The organism is Rhodophyticola porphyridii, from assembly GCF_003688285.1.
Classification (GTDB): Bacteria; Pseudomonadota; Alphaproteobacteria; order Rhodobacterales; family Rhodobacteraceae; genus Rhodophyticola; species Rhodophyticola porphyridii.
The window spans coordinates 15,000-33,189 of record NZ_RCNT01000007.1; the positions used below are offsets into that span (position 1 = coordinate 15,000).

An 18,190-nucleotide genomic window follows, 5' to 3' on the forward strand; every position below is an offset into this window, starting at 1 on the left:
GAGGTGTCGCCATGCTGATCCTGACATGTCCCAACTGCGGCCTCACCGCCGATGAAACCGAACTCAGCCCCGGCGGGGAGGCGCATCTGAAGCGCTTCGGCCCCGGCTCGGAAGATATTGATTTCGAAGGATATCTTTTCCACCGCGCCAATCCCAAAGGGGTGCATTTCGAGCGCTGGCGCCACGCCTATGGCTGCGGAAAATGGTTTCTCGCCGCGCGGGATACCGCCACATTGGAGGTGTATGGCACCTATCCGGCGCAGACCACGGAACCGCCCGCTGAAATCATCGCCCGGATCACGGCCAGACATCCGGACTGGAGCCCGACATGAGCACCCGTCTCGCCACCGGAGGCCGTCTCGTCAATCGCGGCGCCCAGATCGAATTTTCCTTCAACGGCAAACGGTTGCAGGGCTTTCTTGGTGATACTCTGGCCTCTGCGCTGCTGGCCAACGGGCAAGTGCTCGTCGGGCGCAGTTTCAAGTACCACCGTCCGCGCGGCATCGTCGCATCCGGCCCGGAAGAGCCCAATGCGTTGGTCAATCTGGGTGAGGCGGGGCGCTTCGAGCCAAATCAGCGCGCCACCACGACCGAGCTGTTCGCGGGGCTGTCCGCCCGCAGCCAGAACCACTGGCCCAGTCTCGAATTCGATATCGGTGCGCTGAACAGCTATGCGGCGCGGGTCCTGCCCGCCGGCTTCTACTACAAGACATTCATCCATCCCCGTCCGTTCTGGAAACACGTGTTCGAGCCGATCATCCGTCACTCCGCCGGTTTGGGGGCGGCCCCGAAGGATCGCGACGCGGATCGCTATGAGCATTTCTATGTCCATGTGGATGTTCTGATTGTCGGTGGCGGCGTCGCGGGATTGCAGGCGGCGCTGAAAGCCGGAGCGGAGGGCAAACGCGTTCTCCTCATCGAGCAGACGGCGGCCTGGGGCGGCCGCGCGCCTGTGGATGGCGGCGACATAGACGGAACCATGGCGGAGGACTGGGTCAACGCCACACTGCAAACTCTTGGAAACATGTCTAATGTCACCTTGCGTCCGCGCTGCATGGGGGCGGGCGTCTATGACCACGGCTATGTGCTGGCCTATGAACATGTGTCCGATCACACGCCCGGAACGGACGCGCCGCGCCACCGGCTCTGGCGCATCCGCGCCGGTCATGTCGTCACCGCGACCGGGGCGATCGAACGCCCGCTCAGTTTTGCGGGCAACGATGTGCCGGGCGTGATGCTGGCCGCCGCGGTGCGGGACTATGTGGTCAATTTCGGCGTTTCGCCCGGCGACCGCACGGTCGTGGTGACCAATAACGACGATGCCTACCGGACGGCCATTATCCTGCATCAGGCGGGCCTGTCGGTGCCCTGCATCGTCGATGCGCGGCCACAGGCGGATGGGGAGCTGGCGATGCAGGCGAAGGCCCTCGGGATCCGGGTCGCGACCGGCACCGGTATTGCCGCCGTGAGGGGTGGCAAGCGGGTCACGGGGGTCGCGCTCTGCCGGCAGGCGGGTGAAGGTGCGACGACAGAGGAGATCGCCTGCGACGTGGTTGCCATGTCGGGCGGGTGGTCGCCGGTGGTGCATCTATGGTCTCATTGCGGCGGCAAACTTGTCTGGGACGAGGCGCGCGCCTGTTTCCGGCCCGATCCCGACCGCCCGCCGCGCGGCGCCGATGGCGAGGCTTTCGTCTCGGTGACCGGTGCCGCGAATGGCGATTTCGCCCTCGGGGAAATCCTGCCCGACGCAAGGGTGGAAGAACCGTCGGAGATGCCGCTTCTGCCTGTCTGGATGATGCCGCAGGGCGCGGGCATCGCGAAACGGGCCAAGATGTGGCTGGATTTCCAGAATGACGTGAAGGTCAGCGATGTTCAGCTGGCCGCGCGGGAGGGGTATGAAAGCGTCGAGCACACCAAGCGCTACACCACGCTCGGCATGGCCACTGATCAGGGCAAGCTCAGCAATATCAACGGTCTGGCGGTTCTTTCTCATGCTCTGAATGCGCCGATTCCGCAGGTCGGGACAACCACATTCCGCCCGCCCTATACGCCGATTTCGATGGGGGCCATCGCGGGCGAGGCGCGCGGCGACATCTTTCAGCCGGTCCGGCGCACGCCGATCCATGACTGGCATGAAGACAACGGCGCCGCCTTCGAACCGGTCGGCCAGTGGCGGCGGCCCTATTGCTTTCCGCGCGGGCAGGAGAGTCAGGCCGAGGCCGTGGCCCGCGAGATCACCGCGACGCGCAACAGCCTCGGGCTGCTCGATGCCTCGACCCTGGGCAAGATCCTCGTCAAGGGCCCCGATGCGGGCCGCTTCATGGATATGCTCTACACCAACATGATGAGCAGCCTGAAACCCGGGCGCTGCCGCTACGGGCTGATGTGCAACGAAAACGGGTTCCTAATGGATGACGGGGTCGTGGCGCGGCTGGACGAGGACATGTTCCTTGTTCACACGACGACCGGCGGGGCCGATCATATCCACGCCCATATGGAGGATTGGCTGCAATGCGAATGGTGGGACTGGCAGGTCTTCACCGCCAATGTCACCGAACAATGGGCGCAGGTGGCCGTGGTCGGGCCCAATGCGCGCAAGGTGCTGCAGAAGCTCGGAGGCGATCTTGACCTGAGCGCCGAGGCGCTGCCGTTCATGGGCTGGGCCGAGGGCCGGATCGGCGATTTCGATGCACGGGTGTTCCGCATCTCCTTCTCCGGCGAGCTGTCCTTCGAGGTGGCGGTCCCCGCAAGCCGTGGGCGCGCCTTCTGGGAAGCGCTGCACGAGGCCGGCGCGGAGTTCGGCGCCACCGCCTACGGCACGGAGGCCTTGCACGTGATGCGGGCCGAAAAGGGCTTCATCATGATCGGCGACGAAACCGATGGCACCGTGATCCCGCAGGATCTGGGGCTCGATTGGGCGATCTCCAGGAAGAAGGAGGATTATTTGGGCAAGCGGGCTCAGGCGCGCGCACACATGACCGATCCCGCCCGCTGGAAACTCGTCGGGCTGCAAACGCTGGACGGGTCGGTTCTGCCGGATGGCTCCTACGCGCTGGCGCCCGGACACAACGCCAACGGCCAACGCAACACCCAGGGCCGTGTCACGTCAACCTATCACTCACCGACCCTCGGGTACGGGATCGCCATGGGGCTGGTGCTGAACGGGCCCGAGCGAATGGGCGAGGTGCTGAGCTTTAACACGGTCGGGGACGCCACCGTCGAGGCACGGATCGTCAGCCCCGTTTTCTATGATCCCGAGGGGGAGAAACAGAATGTCTGAGATGAGCGCCTTGCCCGGGGCGGTGGCCGGAGGATTGGTCGATATCCGCGAACTGGGTCTGCAGGGCATGGTCACGCTGAAGGCCGACCTGTCGGCGCCGGAAACGGCTGCGGCGGTTCGCGCCGCGACCGGCACCGCCGTGCCGGACCAGCGCCGGATCATCGAGACGCAGACGGGGGCGGTCGCCTGGATGGCACCTGACGAATTGCTGATCCTCTGTGCCCATGGCGGGGCGGATTCAATGGTAAAATTGCTATGCAATGCACTGAAAGATATTCACTATTTAGCCGTCAACGTCTCGGATGCCCGCGCGTTTTTCGCGATTGAGGGTTCAGGCGCACGGGAGGTCGTCGCCAAGCTCGCCCCGGTCGATCTTCATCCCGATAGCTTCGGGCCCGGAGAGATGCGCCGCACAAGGCTGGCGCAGGTGCCTGCGGCGTTCTGGATGACGGGCGAAGACAGCATCCGGCTGATCTGTTTCCGGTCGGTCGCGCGCTATGTGTTCGACTGCCTTGCGGTATCCGCCAGAGACGGCGGCGAGGTCGGGTATTTCTGAACCGCCTGCCAGTTTCGGCGCGCGGGGGCGGAGACGGCCCTGCCGGCGCTGCGGAAAAATCGCGTTTTGCGGAACCTCTTGACCGCGCCGGGGTTGACCTTTCGACCCTGTGACCTCCATCTGTCACTCAATCGCTTGCACCAACAAAGAGGGGCCTGACCAATGGCATTCGAACTTCCCGATCTTCCTTACGCCCACGACGCGCTGGCCGATGACGGCATGTCGAAGGAGACGCTGGAATATCACCATGACATCCACCACAAGGCCTATGTCGACAATGGCAACAAGCTGATCGACGGGACCGAATGGGCCGACAAGTCGATGGAAGAGATCATCACCGGAACCTATGATGCTAACGCGGTGGCCCAAAGTGGCATCTTCAACAATATCAGTCAGTTGTGGAACCACAACCAGTTCTGGGAAATGATGGGTCCGGGCAAGTCCTCGATGCCGGGTGAGTTGGAAAGCCGCATCACCGATGCCTTCGGATCTGTCGACAAGTTCAAGGAAGAATTCAGCGCCGCTGGTGCAGGGCAGTTCGGCTCCGGCTGGTGCTGGCTGGTGGTCGACACCGATGGTACGCTGAAGGTCACCAAGACCGAGAACGGCGTGAACCCGCTTTGCTTCGGGCAGACGGCGCTTCTGGGCTGCGACGTGTGGGAACATTCCTATTACATCGACTTCCGCAACAAGCGCCCGGCCTATCTGACCAACTTCCTCGACAATCTGGTCGATTGGGAAAACGTGGCCAGCCGTCTCGCCAGCGCCTGACCCCCGACCTCCGCGAACATCCCCGAACCCGCCGGCGCCCCCGGCGGGTTTTTCTTTGGAACGCCCCTGCGCGATCCGGCGTTGCCTCCTATATGACTTGCAGGGACGGAGCATATCATGGCCGCGCGCGCACGATCCCGATACGGGCGGAAGGAAGCCGAGAAGAGTCCGAGCGACGACACGCAGGTCGCGCAACAGGGCCGCTCCGGTGGAACGCTGGCCCGCAAGATCGCTACCCGTGACAAGGAAAAGCGCGCCCATGAACGCCCTGCGGGTGCGACGCGCATCCGCAAATCCGACAAAACCGACAGCGAGCCGAAGGAGACCCCATGACCGATCCATCCATGACCCCGACACATGTCGATCAGATACGCCGCAACCACTCGCCGCTGACCAACGGCACCTGGGTTCTGGTGGCCGACGGAGAGAAGGCGCTCCTGTGCGAGAACATCGGCGATGCGGATCATCCCCTGCTTGAGGTGCGCCGGGAAGATCATCAGGAAAATCCCCCAAACCGCGATCAGGGCGCCCATAAACCCGGCCGCTTCAATGACGGGCCGTCGGTGCACCGGTCAGCGGTGGAAGACACGGACTGGCATCGACTGGCGCAGGACCGGTTCGCCCAGGATCTGTCGGAGATGCTCTACAAACGCGCCCACCGGCACCGGTTCGAACGTCTGATCATCGTCGCGGCGCCGCGCATTCTCGGCGAATTGCGCGGGCAGATCCACAAGGAGGTGGCCAGTCGTGTCATCGCCGAACTGCCGATGACACTGACCAATCATCCCCTCGACGAAGTTGCGACCCGCATCAGCGCCCGCCTGACCGAAGACACCAGCCCGCCGGACGGCTGAACCTGCCGCAGCGCCGCCTTGACCCGCCTGATCGTGCATGAAATGCCTGACCGAAGGCAGGTGTCGGGGCAGGTGGCATGAGCGAGGCGGGCAAGGGCGTTCTGGCGATGATCGGGGCCTGCATCATCTGGGGCCTTTCACCGATCTTCTACAAGCTTCTGTCGGATGTGCCGCCGCTGGAGGTTCTGGCTCACAGGACCCTCTGGTCCTTTGCGGTTTTCGGCCTCGTGCTGGCGCTCCAGCGCCGCATACGGGCACTGCCGCAGGCCTTGGCGGGCAGGCGGGCGCTGCTTCTGGCCTTTGCCGCGGCAATCATGATCTCGGGCAACTGGTTTCTCTTCATCTTCTCGGTGCAGGTAGGGCGCACGGTGGAGTCCGCCCTCGGCTATTACATCTTTCCCCTGGTCGCGGTGCTGATCGGCCGGGTCGTGCTCAAGGAACGCCTTGGCCGCGCACAGATACTCGCGGTCGGGCTGGCGGCTGTGGCCGTTGCGATCCTGACCCTGGGATTGGGCGTGGCCCCATGGATCTCACTCTCTCTCGCGACGACCTTCGGGATTTACGGCCTGATGAAACGTTGGACCAAGGCGGGCCCGGTCGTGTCGGTCACCGCCGAGGTGGCGCTGCTTGCACCGGTCGCGCTCGGCTATCTGATCTGGCTCGGGGCGGAGCAGGGCGCGTTCGGCCATGATGCGGTCCAAAGCACGCTCCTGATCATGGCCGGGCCGCTGACGGCCCTGCCGCTCATCCTGTTTTCCTATGCGGCCAGACGCACGGCGATGTCGACGATCGGCCTCGTGCAATACCTGAACCCGACCCTTCAGTTCGGCGTCGCGGTTCTGATTCTGGCGGAGGTCATCACCCTCTGGCACGGCATTGCCTTCCCGATCATCTGGGTGGCGCTTGGCATTTATTCCTGGGCGTCGCTCAGGCGCGCGCCGTCTCCAGCGCCGACATGATCGCGGGCACGGTGTCGATCACCCGGTAATACTCCTTCAGCGAGGCCTCGGCGAAGCCCTGCGTCACCACATGGTCCACCAGAGCGGCCAGCGGGGCCCAATAGGCGGCCGTATTCATCAGCAGGATGGGTTTTTCGTGCAGCCCAAGCTGCCGCCAGGTCAGCACCTCGAAGAATTCGTCCAGCGATCCGGCGCCGCCCGGCAGGACCACGATCGCATCGGAGTTCATGAACATCACCTTCTTGCGCTCATGCATGTTCTCGGTGACGATGAACCGCCCCAGATCGCGCTTGCCCATCTCGCGCGCCAGAAGATGGGTGGGGATCACGCCGAACGTATCCCCGCCGGCATTCTGGGCCGCCCGAGCGACCGCCCCCATCAGACCCACATCGCCCGCGCCATAGACCAGCCGCATGCCGGACTGCGCCAGCCCTTCGCCGAGGGCCGTCGCATCGGCCATGTATTCCGGGTCGGCTCCGGGGCGAGAGCCGCAATAGACACAGACGGAGAATGACAAATCTGGCGACCCTTGCACAAAGAGGTGTTTTGCCCCCTGATAGACCTGTTGATAACGTCACTCAACCCGGCGCACACGCGATCGGAACGCGACACGCTGCACCGGTGAGTAAGGTTGGATGGGGAAATGGCCTTAGGCACAGGCTCGATAAACAGCGGCTCGGCGCTGGCCATCGGTGTGGGCGCAGCAGCGCTTGCAGGGGTGATCGGCATTGTCATCTTCTCCGGATTGCTCGGCCCGGATCAGCCGGAGGGGGATGGCGTCCCCGCGCCGCTGGCCAGCCTGCCTGCGGCGGATGCGCCTCAGGCGGAAGACCCCGCTTCCCCGGTTGTGGTGTCGACGACGGTCCTGCCCGAACCGCAGGGGGAGACCCGCGCCGCCGCAGCCACAGCCGATGAGGCGGAGGCCGCGGCTGCCGCGGCCGGGGCACCCCAGGTCCAGATACGGCCCCTGATCGACCTGCTGCGGGTCGACCCGACCGGCTCGACCATCGTCGCGGGCCGCGCCGCGCCCGGGGCGGAGGTCACCCTGATGCTGGACGGTGTCGCGCTTGACACGGTAACGGCCGATGAATGGGGCGCCTTCGTTGCGATGGTGTCCGTGCCGCCGGCCGAGATGCCCCGCGCGCTGAGCCTGTCCATGGTGGAGGACACGGATGGCCCGCCGGTCGCTTCCGAGGAAAGCATCATCATCACCCCCACCGCAGCCTGGGTGGCGGCTGCAGGGCCCACACCTGCCGGCGCGGAAAGCGCCCCTGAGCCCCTTTCCGATAGCGGAGCGGAGGATGTTCAGCAGGCGGGCGCCGCCCCGGAGCCCCCGGCCGCGCCCCGGTCGCCGACCTTGCTGATCGCCGATGACAGGGGTGTGCGGGTTCTGCAACCGGCCGATCAGGCGCCCGCGGTCCTGGATCAGATCGTTCTGGATACCATCACCTACGACCCGGCGGGGGAGGTCGTGTTGTCCGGCCGGGGCCAGGCTGACAGCGGCTTGCAGGTCTATCTGGACAACCAGCCCGTGCGATTGGCCGAGGTCGACGCGGTTGGCCAATGGCGCGCCGCATTGCCCGAGGTCGATCCGGGCACCTATACCCTGCGGGTCGATCAGGTGGATGCCGCCGGACAGGTGGTCAGCCGGGTGGAAACCCCCTTCCTGCGGGAGGAGCCGGCCGTACTTGCGGCCTTGCCGGGTCCCGATGACGGGGTTTCGGTGGTGACGGTGCAGCCGGGCTTCACGCTTTGGGGCATCGCGCGGGAGACGCTTGGCGCAGGCATTCTCTATGTGCAGGTCTATCAGGCCAATCAGGATCTGATCCGCGATCCGGATCTGATCTATCCCGGTCAGGTTTTCGCGATCCCGGAAATGGCGTCGGAATAGTCCCGGCCCGTCTGGCCTTCTGCGGCGGCAGGACCTAGGTTCACAGCCTGGAGCCGCCAGCAGGACACCCGCCAGCCCATGCCAACCGATCTTTCGATCCCCGACACCTCGGAAGAGGCCCGCGAACGCCGCAGCGGGGTGCGCACGATCCGCAAGGTCGCCCCCTATCTGTGGCCCCGCGGGCAGGCATGGGTGAAGTACCGGGTCGTGATCGCGCTCAGCATGCTGGTGGTGGCCAAGCTGGTCGCCGTCTTCACGCCTTTCCTCTACAAGGCGGCGGTCGACGCGCTGGCCGGCGAGAGCGAAGGGTCCGCCGCGTGGCTGCTGGTGTTCGGCGCGGTCGGTGTGACCATCGCCTATGGCGTGGCGCGGGCCGCCAATGTCGGGTTTCAGCAGTTGCGCGACGCGATTTTCGCGCGGGTGGGTCAGCGGGCGTTGCGGCAACTCGCGCTGGAGACGTTCCGCCACATCCATGCGCTTTCACTTCGCTACCACATCACACGGAAGACGGGCGGTCTCTCGCGGATCATCGAGCGCGGGGTCAAGGGCGTCGACTTCCTGCTGCGCTTCCTGCTCTTTTCCGTGGGTCCGCTGGTTCTGGAGCTGCTTCTGACCGGGATCATTCTGGCGGTCGTCTTCGACATCAACTACCTGATCGTGCTCACCGTCACCATCGCGATCTACATCTGGTTCACTTTCAAGGTCACCGAATGGCGCGTGAAAATCCGCAAGCAGATGAACGATCAGGACACCGATGCCAACCAGAAGGCGATCGACAGTCTGCTGAATTTCGAAACCGTGAAGTATTTCGGGGCCGAGAACCGCGAGGCGATGCGCTATGACGGCGCGATGGAGGGGTATGAGGCGGCCGCACTCAAGACCTCCTATTCCCTCGCGGCGCTGAATTTCGGTCAATCGCTGATCATCACCACCGGGCTTGTGGTGGTGATGGTGATGGCGGCTCTGGGTGTGCAGGATGGCAGCCTGACCGTGGGCGATTTCGTGATGGTCAACGCCTATATGATCCAGATCACCATGCCGCTGAACTTTCTCGGCACGGTCTATCGTGAAATCCGGCAGAGCCTTGTGGATATGGGCGAGATGTTCGACCTGCTCGAACAGCCCGCCGAGGTCACGGACCGGCCGGATGCGCCGGCGCTGGATTGCCCACGGGGCGAGGTGGTGTTCGACAATGTGCTGTTCGGCTACGACACCGCCCGGCCGATCCTGAAGGGCGTGTCCTTCCGGGTCGGGCCCGGCGAGACCGTGGCGCTTGTCGGGCCTTCGGGGTCGGGCAAATCTACCATCGGGCGGCTTCTATTCCGCTTCTACGATGTGGATGGCGGGGCAATCACCATCGACGGTCAGGATCTGCGCATGGTGACGCAGGAAAGCCTGCATGCGCAGATCGGCGTTGTGCCGCAGGACACGGTCCTCTTCAACGACACGATCCGCTACAACATCGCCTATGGCCGTCCCGAGGCCAGCTTCGCCGAGATCGAGGCGGCGGCCCGCGCGGCGAAGATCCACGACTTCATTCAGGCCTTGCCGGAGGGGTACGAGACCGCCGTGGGCGAACGCGGGCTGAAGCTGTCGGGCGGGGAGAAACAGCGCGTCGGGATTGCCCGTACCTTGCTGAAAGACCCGCCCATCCTGCTTCTGGACGAGGCCACCAGCGCGCTGGACACCGAGACCGAGCGCGACATTCAGGAAGAGCTGAAGATGATGGGGCAGGGACGGTCGGTGATCACCATCGCCCATCGTCTGTCCACCGTGGTCGAGGCCGACCAGATCATCGTGCTTGAGCAGGGTGAAATCGTGGAGCGCGGCACCCATGAGAACTTGCTGGCGCAGTCCGGGCGCTATGCCGCGATGTGGCAGCGCCAGATGTCCGAGGAAGAAAGCGCGGCCTGATCGCGCCGGCGGCGCGGCGCGCATTCAACCTGCGTTCACCGGCCTGCCTTACCCCTCGCTGAGGCCTCATGCGGCCCGCCCTGGCGAACCGACTGGTGGAGACCCGCAGCGCACCCATGCCCCGCCCGGCGGACGTTCGGCCATATGCGCTGCCCCGCTTGCGGGCCGCGCCAGTCTGCTCAAGGCGCAATACCGGGCCTCGTGGCCTGCATCATCCCCCGCGCGACCGCGCGCCCCGGGCAAGTAAGGGAGCCGCGCCTATTCCGCCGCGCGTAAGGGCGGCCTCGGCTTGCCCTGATCGTCCTCGTCCTGCGCCACCCCCGGCAGGTCCGTGTCGTCGGGCCGGGGGCTTTCTGCGGGGGCAGGGGGCACCACGACCGCCTCGGTGTCGACCATCGGGGCGGGCGGAGGCAGGTCCTGCTCCCACAGGATGATCGGATTGCGGGTGTTCCGCGCCGCGCGCGCCAGGGCCCAGTCATGCGCCCGGCTGCTCATGCGGCCGGCTCCCAGCATGCCGAGCCCGCGGGCCAGCCACGACAGGATCGTGCCGGCCCAGATCCGGAGCGCAAGAAGCGACGGCGTCATCACCAGCGTCAGAACCGTGGCGAGGCCAAGCCCGAAGACCACGGCGGTCGCCAGCTGTTTCCACCATAAGGCGGTCGGGCTGTTCACCGTGTAGCCGCCGCCGCCGAAATCGAGGCTGATGCCGTACATCATCGGGGTGAGCCCCGCCATCGTCGTGATCGTGGTCAGCAGCACGGGGCGGATGCGCGCCTCCGCCGTGCGGGTGATCGCTTCCAGCCGCGGCATGTAGCGGCTGTATTCCTGATAGGTGTCGATTAGCACGATATTGTTGTTCACCACGATCCCGGCCAGCGCCACGATCCCCGTCCCCGTCATGATGATGGAGAAGGTCTGATCCATCACCAGCATCCCGATCAGAACGCCCGTGGTGGACAGAACCACCGCCAGCAGCACCAGAACCGCGTTGTAGACGGAGTTGAACTGCGCCAGCAGGATGATGAACATCAATCCAAGCGCGCCGAGGAAGGCCTGGCCGAGGAACGCCTGGCTTTCCGCCTGCTCCTCCTGATCGCCGCTCCATTCCCAACCGACGGAGCTGGGGAAGGGGGTCTCGGTCTCGATCCATTCGGTGATCCGCGCGATCCGCTCGTTCGCGTTCACGGCAACCAGGGTCAGCCCGCCGTCTTCCACACCGTCGATCAGCGTTGCCGGATCGACGCCTTCGGCCATGTGGAAGATGAGATATCCGGTGCCGTCCGGGCCGCGCATTTCGGGCGCGGCGCCTTCGGGCAGTTGTTCGATGATGCCAAGGGTCTCGCCTTCTTCGGTATCGGCGCGGAGCAGATCCGCCTCCACATCGGCCCTGACGTTGAAGACGCGGGACTGATCGACGCGGTCGATCACCGCCAGTTGCGGTGTGGGCTCGTAGGTCACGAAATTCGACAGCGGCACCAGCCCGTCGGGCGTGCGCACCCTGAGCGTATCGAGGGTGGACAGCACCCGTGCCTCGTCCGGGAAGCGCACGCGGATGTCGATTTCCTCGTCCGAGGACGGCACCCGCATCGTATCGAGCAGAATGCCGCGCGTGACGAGCTGCACCATCGCGCCCACGGTGGCCACATCGGCCCCGAAACGGCCCGCGGCCTCAACATCCACGTTGATCTGCCAGTCGATGCCCGGCAGCGGCAGCGTATCTTCGACAAGGGTCAGGGCGGGCATGCCCTCGAAATGCGCCCGCGCGATCCGGGTCGCCTCCTGAAGATCCTCCCAATTGTCGCCCGACAATTGCAGATTGACCGGTTTGCCATCGGCGGGCCCCTGGGCCTGCTCGAAAATCTCCGTCTCGATGCCCGGGATCCGGTCCAGTTCGGCTTGCAGGCGGTCGATGATGGCATTGCCGTCCCATTGAGGATCCACGATCGTGACCGGCATGGAGAACAGGCCCCAGAGCACCGGGCGCCAGACCACCGCAGTCGGGCGGTCTTCCCATGCGACCAGATCCATCTGCACCTGTCCGATGGTGTCTTCGGGCGCCGCCGCGCCGCCGGTGTTGTTGTTCAGCCCGCCATCGCCGGCGAATGCAAAGACATCGCGCACGCCCTCGGTGGCCAGAACCACCTCCTCGACCTGGGCAACCAGAGCGTCCATTTCGGGCACGGAAAGATTGCCGCGCGCGCGCACATAGACCACTGCGTTTTCCGGCTCGGTTTCGACAAAGAACTCGACGCCGTTGTTGTTATTCACGAACTGGTAGAAGACCACGCCGACAAACATCGCGATGAGCAGGAGCACGGCGACCGGGGCGACCGGATTTCCGACGATCGTGTGAATGAACGAGCCGAACCAGGTACGGCGGTATCCGGCTTGAATGGGCTTGGGCTTGCGCGCGATCTGGACCGACCCCAGCAGAACCGACATCAGGGCGGAGCTGAGAATGAACAGTGCGGCGCCCGGCAGCATGGCGACAAAGGCGGAACCCGAGCCCGGCGTGATCCCGATAATGCCGGGATTGATCGTGATCATCGCGGCCATGAACATCGCATAGCCCGCGGCCAGCGTCAGGATCAGGCGCATCCAGTAGGCCGGCACAAGCGCCTTGACGATCTCGGTGCCCTGTTCGGTGATCCGTGTGAACCGGGCCGCGACCCCGCCCAGAACAGGCAGGTAGATCAGCGCCACGATCAGCGAGGCGGACAGGACGAAAATCAGCGTGACAGGCAGCATGCCCATGAATTCGCCGGGCACACCGGGCCAGAACAGCATGGGCAGAAACGCGCAAAGCGTCGTCGCGGTGGAGGAGACCACGGGCCAGAACATGCGCTTGGCCGCATCGGTATAGGCCTGCATCGGCCTTGCCCCGGCCTGCAGGCGCTTGTCGGCGTATTCCACCACCACGATCGCCCCATCCACCAGCATCCCCACCGCCAGAATCAGACCGAACATAACGATGTTCGAGATCGAGATGCCCATCACGCCGAGCAGGATGAAGCAGAGCAGGAACGAGGTCGGGATCGCAAAGCCGACCAGCAGCGCCGAGCGTGTTCCGAGGGCCGCGAGAACCACGATCATCACCAGCGCGATGGCGGTCAGAACCGAGCCTTCAAGCTGCCGCACCATGCCGTCCACCGTGACCGACTGGTCAAGCGTGGTGTCCACCCGCACCGAGTCCTGCAACTCGATCGGCCAGGAGGCGCGCACGGCATCGACCTCGGCGCGGACCAGTTCCGCAGTGTCGATCACGTTGAAACCCTGCCGCTTGACCACCTGCAGCGCCACGGTGTTTTCGCCGTTGAACCGCGCGGTGCCGGTGCGGTCCTCGAAAGTCAGGCGGATCTCGGCCAGATCGCCCAGTGTGACGACCCGGTCGCCATTGACCGAAATGGCAAGGTTGTAGACATCCTCGGCACTGTCGAAGCTGGACGGGATCTTGACCGAGATGGCGCCGCTTTCGGTCTCCACCTCGCCGGCCGCGATCAGCTGGTTGTTGTTCACCACTGCATCGATCAGCTCCCGGGCGGTGACGTTATAGGCTTCCAGCGCAAGCGGGTCGATGACGACCTCCAGCATCTCGGCGCGGTCACCCGCCAGCCCCGCCTCCAGAATGGGCGAGAGCGCCTCCAGCCGGTCCTGCATCTCGTTGGCAAGCCGCAACAGCGTGCGTTCCGGGGCATCGCCCGACAGGGCAACGATGATGATCGGGAATTCCGAGAAGTTGATTTCCGCGATCTGGAAGCTTTCGGCGCCGGCGGGAAAATCCGCCTCGGCGGCATTCATCGCGTCGCGGACATCGGCGATGCTGGCGGATTTGTCCCAGCCGAACTCAAATTCGAGAAAGATACCGGCAAAGCCCTCGGCGGCGGTGGAGTTGATAGAGACAAGCCCGTCAAGGTCCTGAAACTCCGATTCCATGGGGCGGATCAGCAGCCGTTCGCTGTCTTCCGCCGAGATGCCGGGGAAGGGGACCGAGATGAACAGTCCCGGGATATCGATATCCGGCTCGCCCTCCTTCGGCAGACCCACATAGGCCGCCGTGCCGACGGTCAGCGACAGGATCACGAAGGCGATCACCATCCGGGCGCGGGATGCGGCCCAGTCGACAAGACCTGTCATTGGGTCAGCTCCTCATAGGTCACGTCGACGGGCACCCCGTCGGTAACGAACTCCTGCCCCACGGTGATCACCGTCGCCTGATCGGGCAGCCCGGTCAGCAGGACGCCGCGCGCGGTGTCGCGCAACATGGTCACCGGCACAAACTGGGCCCGGTTATCCTCAGTCACGATCCGCACCCCGAGTGTGCCCGCGTCGTTCAGCGTCAGCGACGATGTGGGCAAAAGATGCGCGGGCAGTCCCGCAGTCGAAATCATGATATCCGCGGTCTGTCCGTCGCGAATGGCCAGATCGGCATTCGCCACCTCGATTTCGACCCGGAAGGTACGGGTCTGCGGATCGGCAGAGCGGGACAGGAAGATCACCTCGCCCTGAACCTCCTCGCCGGTGGCCAGACGCGCGCCCGCCGCCGCCCCGACCTCAACCCGGTTGACCTGCGCCTCAGGGACGAACCCGACCAGCTTGATCGGATCGAGCTGGATCACGGTGGCGCACAAGGTGCCCGGCTGCATCAGGGAGCCAAGCTCGGCGGTGTCGCTTTCCAGCAGCCCTTCGAACGGCGCGCGGATCTCCAGACGGGTGAGTTCCTGCCGGGCCCGCTCGACCCCGGCCTCGGCGGAGCGGATGCCGCTCAGCGCCGTCTCAACCCCGGCCTCCGCCGACTGGATGGCGGCCTCGGCCGCGGAACGGGCCGCGGCGGTGCTGGCGGCGCGCGTTTCGGAGCCGAAGCCGCTTTCGCTCAGCCGCGAAGCCGCGTTGTCGTCAATCTCGGCCGCAGTCAGGCCCGCGCGCGCCTCCGCCACTCGCGCCCGCGCCTCCGGCAGACGGGACCGGGCCTCCGCCAGCCGCGCTTCCGCTTCCTCCAGCGCCGCGCCGCGCGTGCCGCGATCGATCTCGCAAAGCAACTGACCCTCTTCCACGAAGGCGCCCGCGCGGATCGGCGGCGAGATGATCAGACCGGATGTTTCCGATTGCACGTTGACCTGGCGCAGGGCCTCGGTCCGGCCGCGCAGCAAAACGGCGTTTTCCGCAATCGTCGCCTCGCTCCGCCGGGCAACCACATGAACCACATGCATGCCGTCGGCGGTCAGCTCCTGTTCGGGCGGGGCGTCGGTCTCGGCAACCTCCTGCATCTCGGCGGTGGCGCCGTCATCCCCGGTGAAGGCGCCGGCAAACCCGATCAGCCGATCCCGCTCCAATATCACCAGATAGAGCACCGCACACACAATGACGGCGGTCACAATCGGAAAAATTCGCATCAATAGCCTCACTCGCCCGCTGCCGTCGGGCCATAATCATTTGCGGTACATTTCATGACATACGCTGAACCGCTTCGTTCAGATTAGTATTTTGCTGCGCGACGCGCAAGACTGAACCGATCAGTTCAGAAATATCCGGCCATCCTGCTGACATTGGTGCCCTTTGAGGCGGGTCGGTGATGGCGGGCACCCCTGCGGGCGATCTCCGGCCTTGGCATTTCCCGGCGCTTCGCGCTAAGAGAACGGCGGGTAAGATACTTCGCCGCATCAGGGCAAGAAACGGGGCACGCGTCATGGCCAATTCCGACAGTTTCCTCAATGAGGTAAGCGAAGAAGTGCGGCGGGACCGTCTTTTCGCCCTGCTTCGCCGGTGGGGCTGGGTCGCCGCACTTGCGGTGCTGGTGCTGGTGGGCGGCGCCGCCTGGAATGAATACCGCCGCGCGCAGGCCAACAATCAGGCGCAGGCCTTCGGAGATGCGCTTTTGCAGGCGCTCGACAACAATGATGCCGATGCGCGGATGGCCGCCCTTTCCGCCGTCCCGGCCGAAACGCCCGAGGCCGAAATCATTCTGGCCCTTCTGCAGGCCGGGGAAGAGGCCGAAAGCGGGGCCGCCGCCGCCCGGCTCCGCGCGCTGGCCGGCAACCCCGATCTGCCGCGCCGCTACAGCGATCTGGCCCTTCTCAAGGCGCAGATGCTCGCCCCCGCCGAGCCGGGCGAGGCAATGGCGACCATGGACCGCTTGGCGCAGCCCGGCGCCCCCTACCGGGCGCTCGCCATGGAGCAGCAGGCCTATATCCGTCTCGGCGAGGGCGATTTCGAGGCCGGGTTGCAGATTTTGCGACAGCTTCAGTCCGAGCCGCAGACCACGCCGGGCTTGCAACAACGCACGATGCAGTTGATTGTAGCGCTGGAAGCGGGAGCCACGCTGACCGACGCCGCCGAGGCACCCGCCGCGACGGCAGAAGATAGCGTGACGGAGGGGGCGGACACGGTCCCGGACGACACTCCGGCAACGGAAGAGAGGACAAACCCGCCCGAAGAACAGACCGATGCCGACGGCACGGCGGGGACACCCGCAAGCGAATGAGCGGTATCGGGCACGGGCAGGAAGGGCAGAGGCAAATATGAGCATGTTCCGCATCGGATTTCTGGGGCTCGGCTTCGTGCTGGCCCTTGCAGGCTGTGACCGGGAGGTCATCTTGGAGGGTGAGCGGTTCGGCACCCGCGTGCCACTGGCAGAAACGCTGCCGGGCGAGGACGGCACCGTGCCGGCGGCGGACATCGCAGTCGAAGGGCCGCGCGCGATCTCCCTTCCGTCCGCCACGACCAATGCCGAATGGCCGCAACGCGCCGCGAACATCCGCAACCTGCCGCCTCATGTGACCCTGGCCGCCGCGCCGGCGGAGCTCTGGGCCACGGGCATCGGCAACGGCAACAGCCGCCGGACCCGGATCACCGCCGATCCGGTGGTGGCCGATGGGCGGATCTTCACGATGGATGCCGTGGCCGGGGTGCAGGCGACCTCCACCTCCGGGGCGGCGCTCTGGTCGGTCGATCTGACGCCGGGCTTCGAACGGGGCGGCGGCATCTCGGGCGGGGCGCTGGCGGTCGATGGCGCCACGCTTTTCGCCACGACCGGATATGGCGAACTGGTGGCCCTCGATGTCGCCACCGGCGCGGTCCGCTGGCGGCAACGGCTGGATGCGGGCATCACCGCGCCCACGATCGCGAACAACACTGCCTATATCGTCAGCCGCGACAGCCAGGCCTGGGCGATCGACACGTCGAACGGGCGCATCCGCTGGCAATTGCCGGCAGCACCCGCCGCCGCCGTGCTGACCGGCGGCGCGGCTCCGGCCATCACCGACCGTCTGGTGATTTTTCCCTTCGGCTCGGGCGAGCTTGTGGCCTCGCTCCGGCTGTCGGGCGTCCGGGTCTGGGGCACCACCGTCGCCGGGTCCAGGCGCGGGGTCGCCTATAACGATCTCAACGACATCACAGGCGATCCGGTCGTGCAGGGCGGTGTGGTCTACGCCGGAAACCAGGCGGGCAGGGTGGTCGCGCTGGAGGCTGCGTCGGGCGAACGGCTCTGGACCGCGACGGATGGGGCCTATTCCCCCGTGGTTCCGGCAGGCGACAGCATTTTCTTCGTCTCCGACCGCAACGAGCTGGTCCGCGTCGATGCCGCGACCGGGGAGCGTATCTGGGGCATCGAACTGCCGCTTTACGTCCGCGAGCGGGAGCGGCGCCGCAAGGCCGTCTTCACCCATTTCGGCCCGGTGCTTGCCGGCGGGCGTTTGGTGGTCGCGTCGGGCGACGGGGTGATCCGCATGTTCTCCCCCGAAAGCGGCGCGCTTCTTTCCACCCTGCCGATCCGCGGCGGCGCGGCGGCGAACCCGGTTGTGGCCGGTGGCGTGCTTTACGTGGTCAGCCAGGACGGACGCCTGCACGCCTATCGCTGAAATGTGGCGTCCTGCCGATGCGGCAGGGCTGCCCACCGGTCGAACCGCCGTCATGCGGCGGGCAGGAGGAGCACGAGGCATCGGCCCGGGTCGGGTCTTTCCCTGTCGAGTT

14 protein-coding genes are annotated in these 18,190 nt (G+C 65.6%); 11 read left to right on the top strand and 3 right to left on the bottom strand.

The annotated features are described in order from the left end of the window. Positions 1-11 precede the first annotated feature (11 nt). From D9R08_RS13635 to rarD, 7 genes are all read left to right on the top strand, one after another. On the top strand, positions 12-332 hold the full coding sequence (locus D9R08_RS13635) for a sarcosine oxidase subunit delta (RefSeq protein ID WP_121898627.1): 321 nt from the start codon (positions 12-14) through the stop codon (positions 330-332). Beyond that, the gene (locus D9R08_RS13640) at positions 329-3,280 is read left to right on the top strand and encodes a sarcosine oxidase subunit alpha family protein (RefSeq protein WP_121898628.1); all 2,952 of its coding nucleotides are present in this window, start codon (positions 329-331) and stop codon (positions 3,278-3,280) included. The genes D9R08_RS13635 and D9R08_RS13640 overlap by 4 nt, the downstream gene beginning before the upstream one ends. Beyond that, on the top strand, positions 3,273-3,836 hold the full coding sequence (locus tag D9R08_RS13645) for a sarcosine oxidase subunit gamma (RefSeq protein WP_121898629.1): 564 nt from the start codon (positions 3,273-3,275) through the stop codon (positions 3,834-3,836). Before D9R08_RS13640 ends, D9R08_RS13645 begins: the two co-directional genes overlap by 8 nt. Positions 3,837-3,998: 162 nt before the next feature. Continuing rightward, positions 3,999-4,607 (top strand): superoxide dismutase, encoded by a 609-nt coding sequence (locus D9R08_RS13650; protein ID WP_121898630.1) that lies wholly within the window; start codon positions 3,999-4,001, stop codon positions 4,605-4,607. Between the two features lie 117 nt (positions 4,608-4,724). After that, a complete protein-coding gene (locus tag D9R08_RS13655) occupies positions 4,725-4,940 on the top strand; it encodes a hypothetical protein (RefSeq protein ID WP_121898631.1) in 216 nt (71 codons plus the stop codon). Further along, a complete protein-coding gene (locus D9R08_RS13660) occupies positions 4,937-5,461 on the top strand; it encodes a host attachment family protein (protein WP_233557473.1) in 525 nt (174 codons plus the stop codon). The genes D9R08_RS13655 and D9R08_RS13660 overlap by 4 nt, the downstream gene beginning before the upstream one ends. A gap of 77 nt (positions 5,462-5,538) precedes the next feature. Then, a complete protein-coding gene (gene rarD / locus D9R08_RS13665) occupies positions 5,539-6,420 on the top strand; it encodes an EamA family transporter RarD (RefSeq protein ID WP_121898632.1) in 882 nt (293 codons plus the stop codon). Here the strand turns inward: rarD and D9R08_RS13670 are convergent. Then, a complete protein-coding gene (locus D9R08_RS13670) occupies positions 6,389-6,880 on the bottom strand; it encodes an LOG family protein (protein ID WP_233557493.1) in 492 nt (163 codons plus the stop codon). The two genes, rarD and D9R08_RS13670, sit on opposite strands and share 32 nt — an antisense overlap. Positions 6,881-7,063: 183 nt before the next feature. Here D9R08_RS13670 and D9R08_RS13675 point away from each other — a divergent pair, with 183 nt between their 5' ends. After that, on the top strand, positions 7,064-8,311 hold the full coding sequence (locus D9R08_RS13675; RefSeq protein WP_121898634.1) for a LysM peptidoglycan-binding domain-containing protein: 1,248 nt from the start codon (positions 7,064-7,066) through the stop codon (positions 8,309-8,311). Positions 8,312-8,389: 78 nt separating this feature from the next. Then, positions 8,390-10,225 (top strand): ABCB family ABC transporter ATP-binding protein/permease, encoded by a 1,836-nt coding sequence (locus D9R08_RS13680; RefSeq protein ID WP_121898635.1) that lies wholly within the window; start codon positions 8,390-8,392, stop codon positions 10,223-10,225. A 258-nt stretch (positions 10,226-10,483) separates the two neighbouring features. Here D9R08_RS13680 and D9R08_RS13685 read toward each other — a convergent pair whose 3' ends face one another. Beyond that, entirely contained in the window at positions 10,484-14,359 is a 3,876-nt protein-coding gene (locus D9R08_RS13685; protein ID WP_121898636.1) for an efflux RND transporter permease subunit, read from the bottom strand. Next, positions 14,356-15,615, bottom strand: coding sequence for an efflux RND transporter periplasmic adaptor subunit (locus D9R08_RS13690; protein ID WP_121898637.1), 1,260 nt, complete (start codon positions 15,613-15,615; stop codon positions 14,356-14,358). The genes D9R08_RS13685 and D9R08_RS13690 overlap by 4 nt, the downstream gene beginning before the upstream one ends. Positions 15,616-15,908: 293 nt before the next feature. Between D9R08_RS13690 and D9R08_RS13695 the strand changes: the two genes are divergently transcribed. Then, positions 15,909-16,703 carry a hypothetical protein gene (locus tag D9R08_RS13695; protein WP_199709364.1) on the top strand — a complete coding sequence of 265 codons (795 nt, stop codon included), beginning with the start codon at positions 15,909-15,911 and terminating at the stop codon, positions 16,701-16,703. Positions 16,704-16,740: 37 nt separating this feature from the next. Beyond that, a complete protein-coding gene (locus tag D9R08_RS13700) occupies positions 16,741-18,078 on the top strand; it encodes an outer membrane protein assembly factor BamB family protein (RefSeq protein WP_233557475.1) in 1,338 nt (445 codons plus the stop codon). The last annotated feature ends 112 nt before the right edge of the window (positions 18,079-18,190 follow it).

Coding starts and splice junctions, on each gene's coding strand:
- D9R08_RS13635 (WP_121898627.1), top strand. CDS start 12: ATGCTGATCCTGACATGTCCCAACTGCGGCCTCACCGCCGATGAAACC.
- D9R08_RS13640 (WP_121898628.1), top strand. CDS start 329: ATGAGCACCCGTCTCGCCACCGGAGGCCGTCTCGTCAATCGCGGCGCC.
- D9R08_RS13645 (WP_121898629.1), top strand. CDS start 3,273: ATGTCTGAGATGAGCGCCTTGCCCGGGGCGGTGGCCGGAGGATTGGTC.
- D9R08_RS13650 (WP_121898630.1), top strand. CDS start 3,999: ATGGCATTCGAACTTCCCGATCTTCCTTACGCCCACGACGCGCTGGCC.
- D9R08_RS13655 (WP_121898631.1), top strand. CDS start 4,725: ATGGCCGCGCGCGCACGATCCCGATACGGGCGGAAGGAAGCCGAGAAG.
- D9R08_RS13660 (WP_233557473.1), top strand. CDS start 4,937: ATGACCGATCCATCCATGACCCCGACACATGTCGATCAGATACGCCGC.
- rarD (WP_121898632.1), top strand. CDS start 5,539: ATGAGCGAGGCGGGCAAGGGCGTTCTGGCGATGATCGGGGCCTGCATC.
- D9R08_RS13670 (WP_233557493.1), bottom strand. CDS start 6,880: ATGGCCGATGCGACGGCCCTCGGCGAAGGGCTGGCGCAGTCCGGCATG.
- D9R08_RS13675 (WP_121898634.1), top strand. CDS start 7,064: ATGGCCTTAGGCACAGGCTCGATAAACAGCGGCTCGGCGCTGGCCATC.
- D9R08_RS13680 (WP_121898635.1), top strand. CDS start 8,390: ATGCCAACCGATCTTTCGATCCCCGACACCTCGGAAGAGGCCCGCGAA.
- D9R08_RS13685 (WP_121898636.1), bottom strand. CDS start 14,359: ATGACAGGTCTTGTCGACTGGGCCGCATCCCGCGCCCGGATGGTGATC.
- D9R08_RS13690 (WP_121898637.1), bottom strand. CDS start 15,615: ATGCGAATTTTTCCGATTGTGACCGCCGTCATTGTGTGTGCGGTGCTC.
- D9R08_RS13695 (WP_199709364.1), top strand. CDS start 15,909: ATGGCCAATTCCGACAGTTTCCTCAATGAGGTAAGCGAAGAAGTGCGG.
- D9R08_RS13700 (WP_233557475.1), top strand. CDS start 16,741: ATGAGCATGTTCCGCATCGGATTTCTGGGGCTCGGCTTCGTGCTGGCC.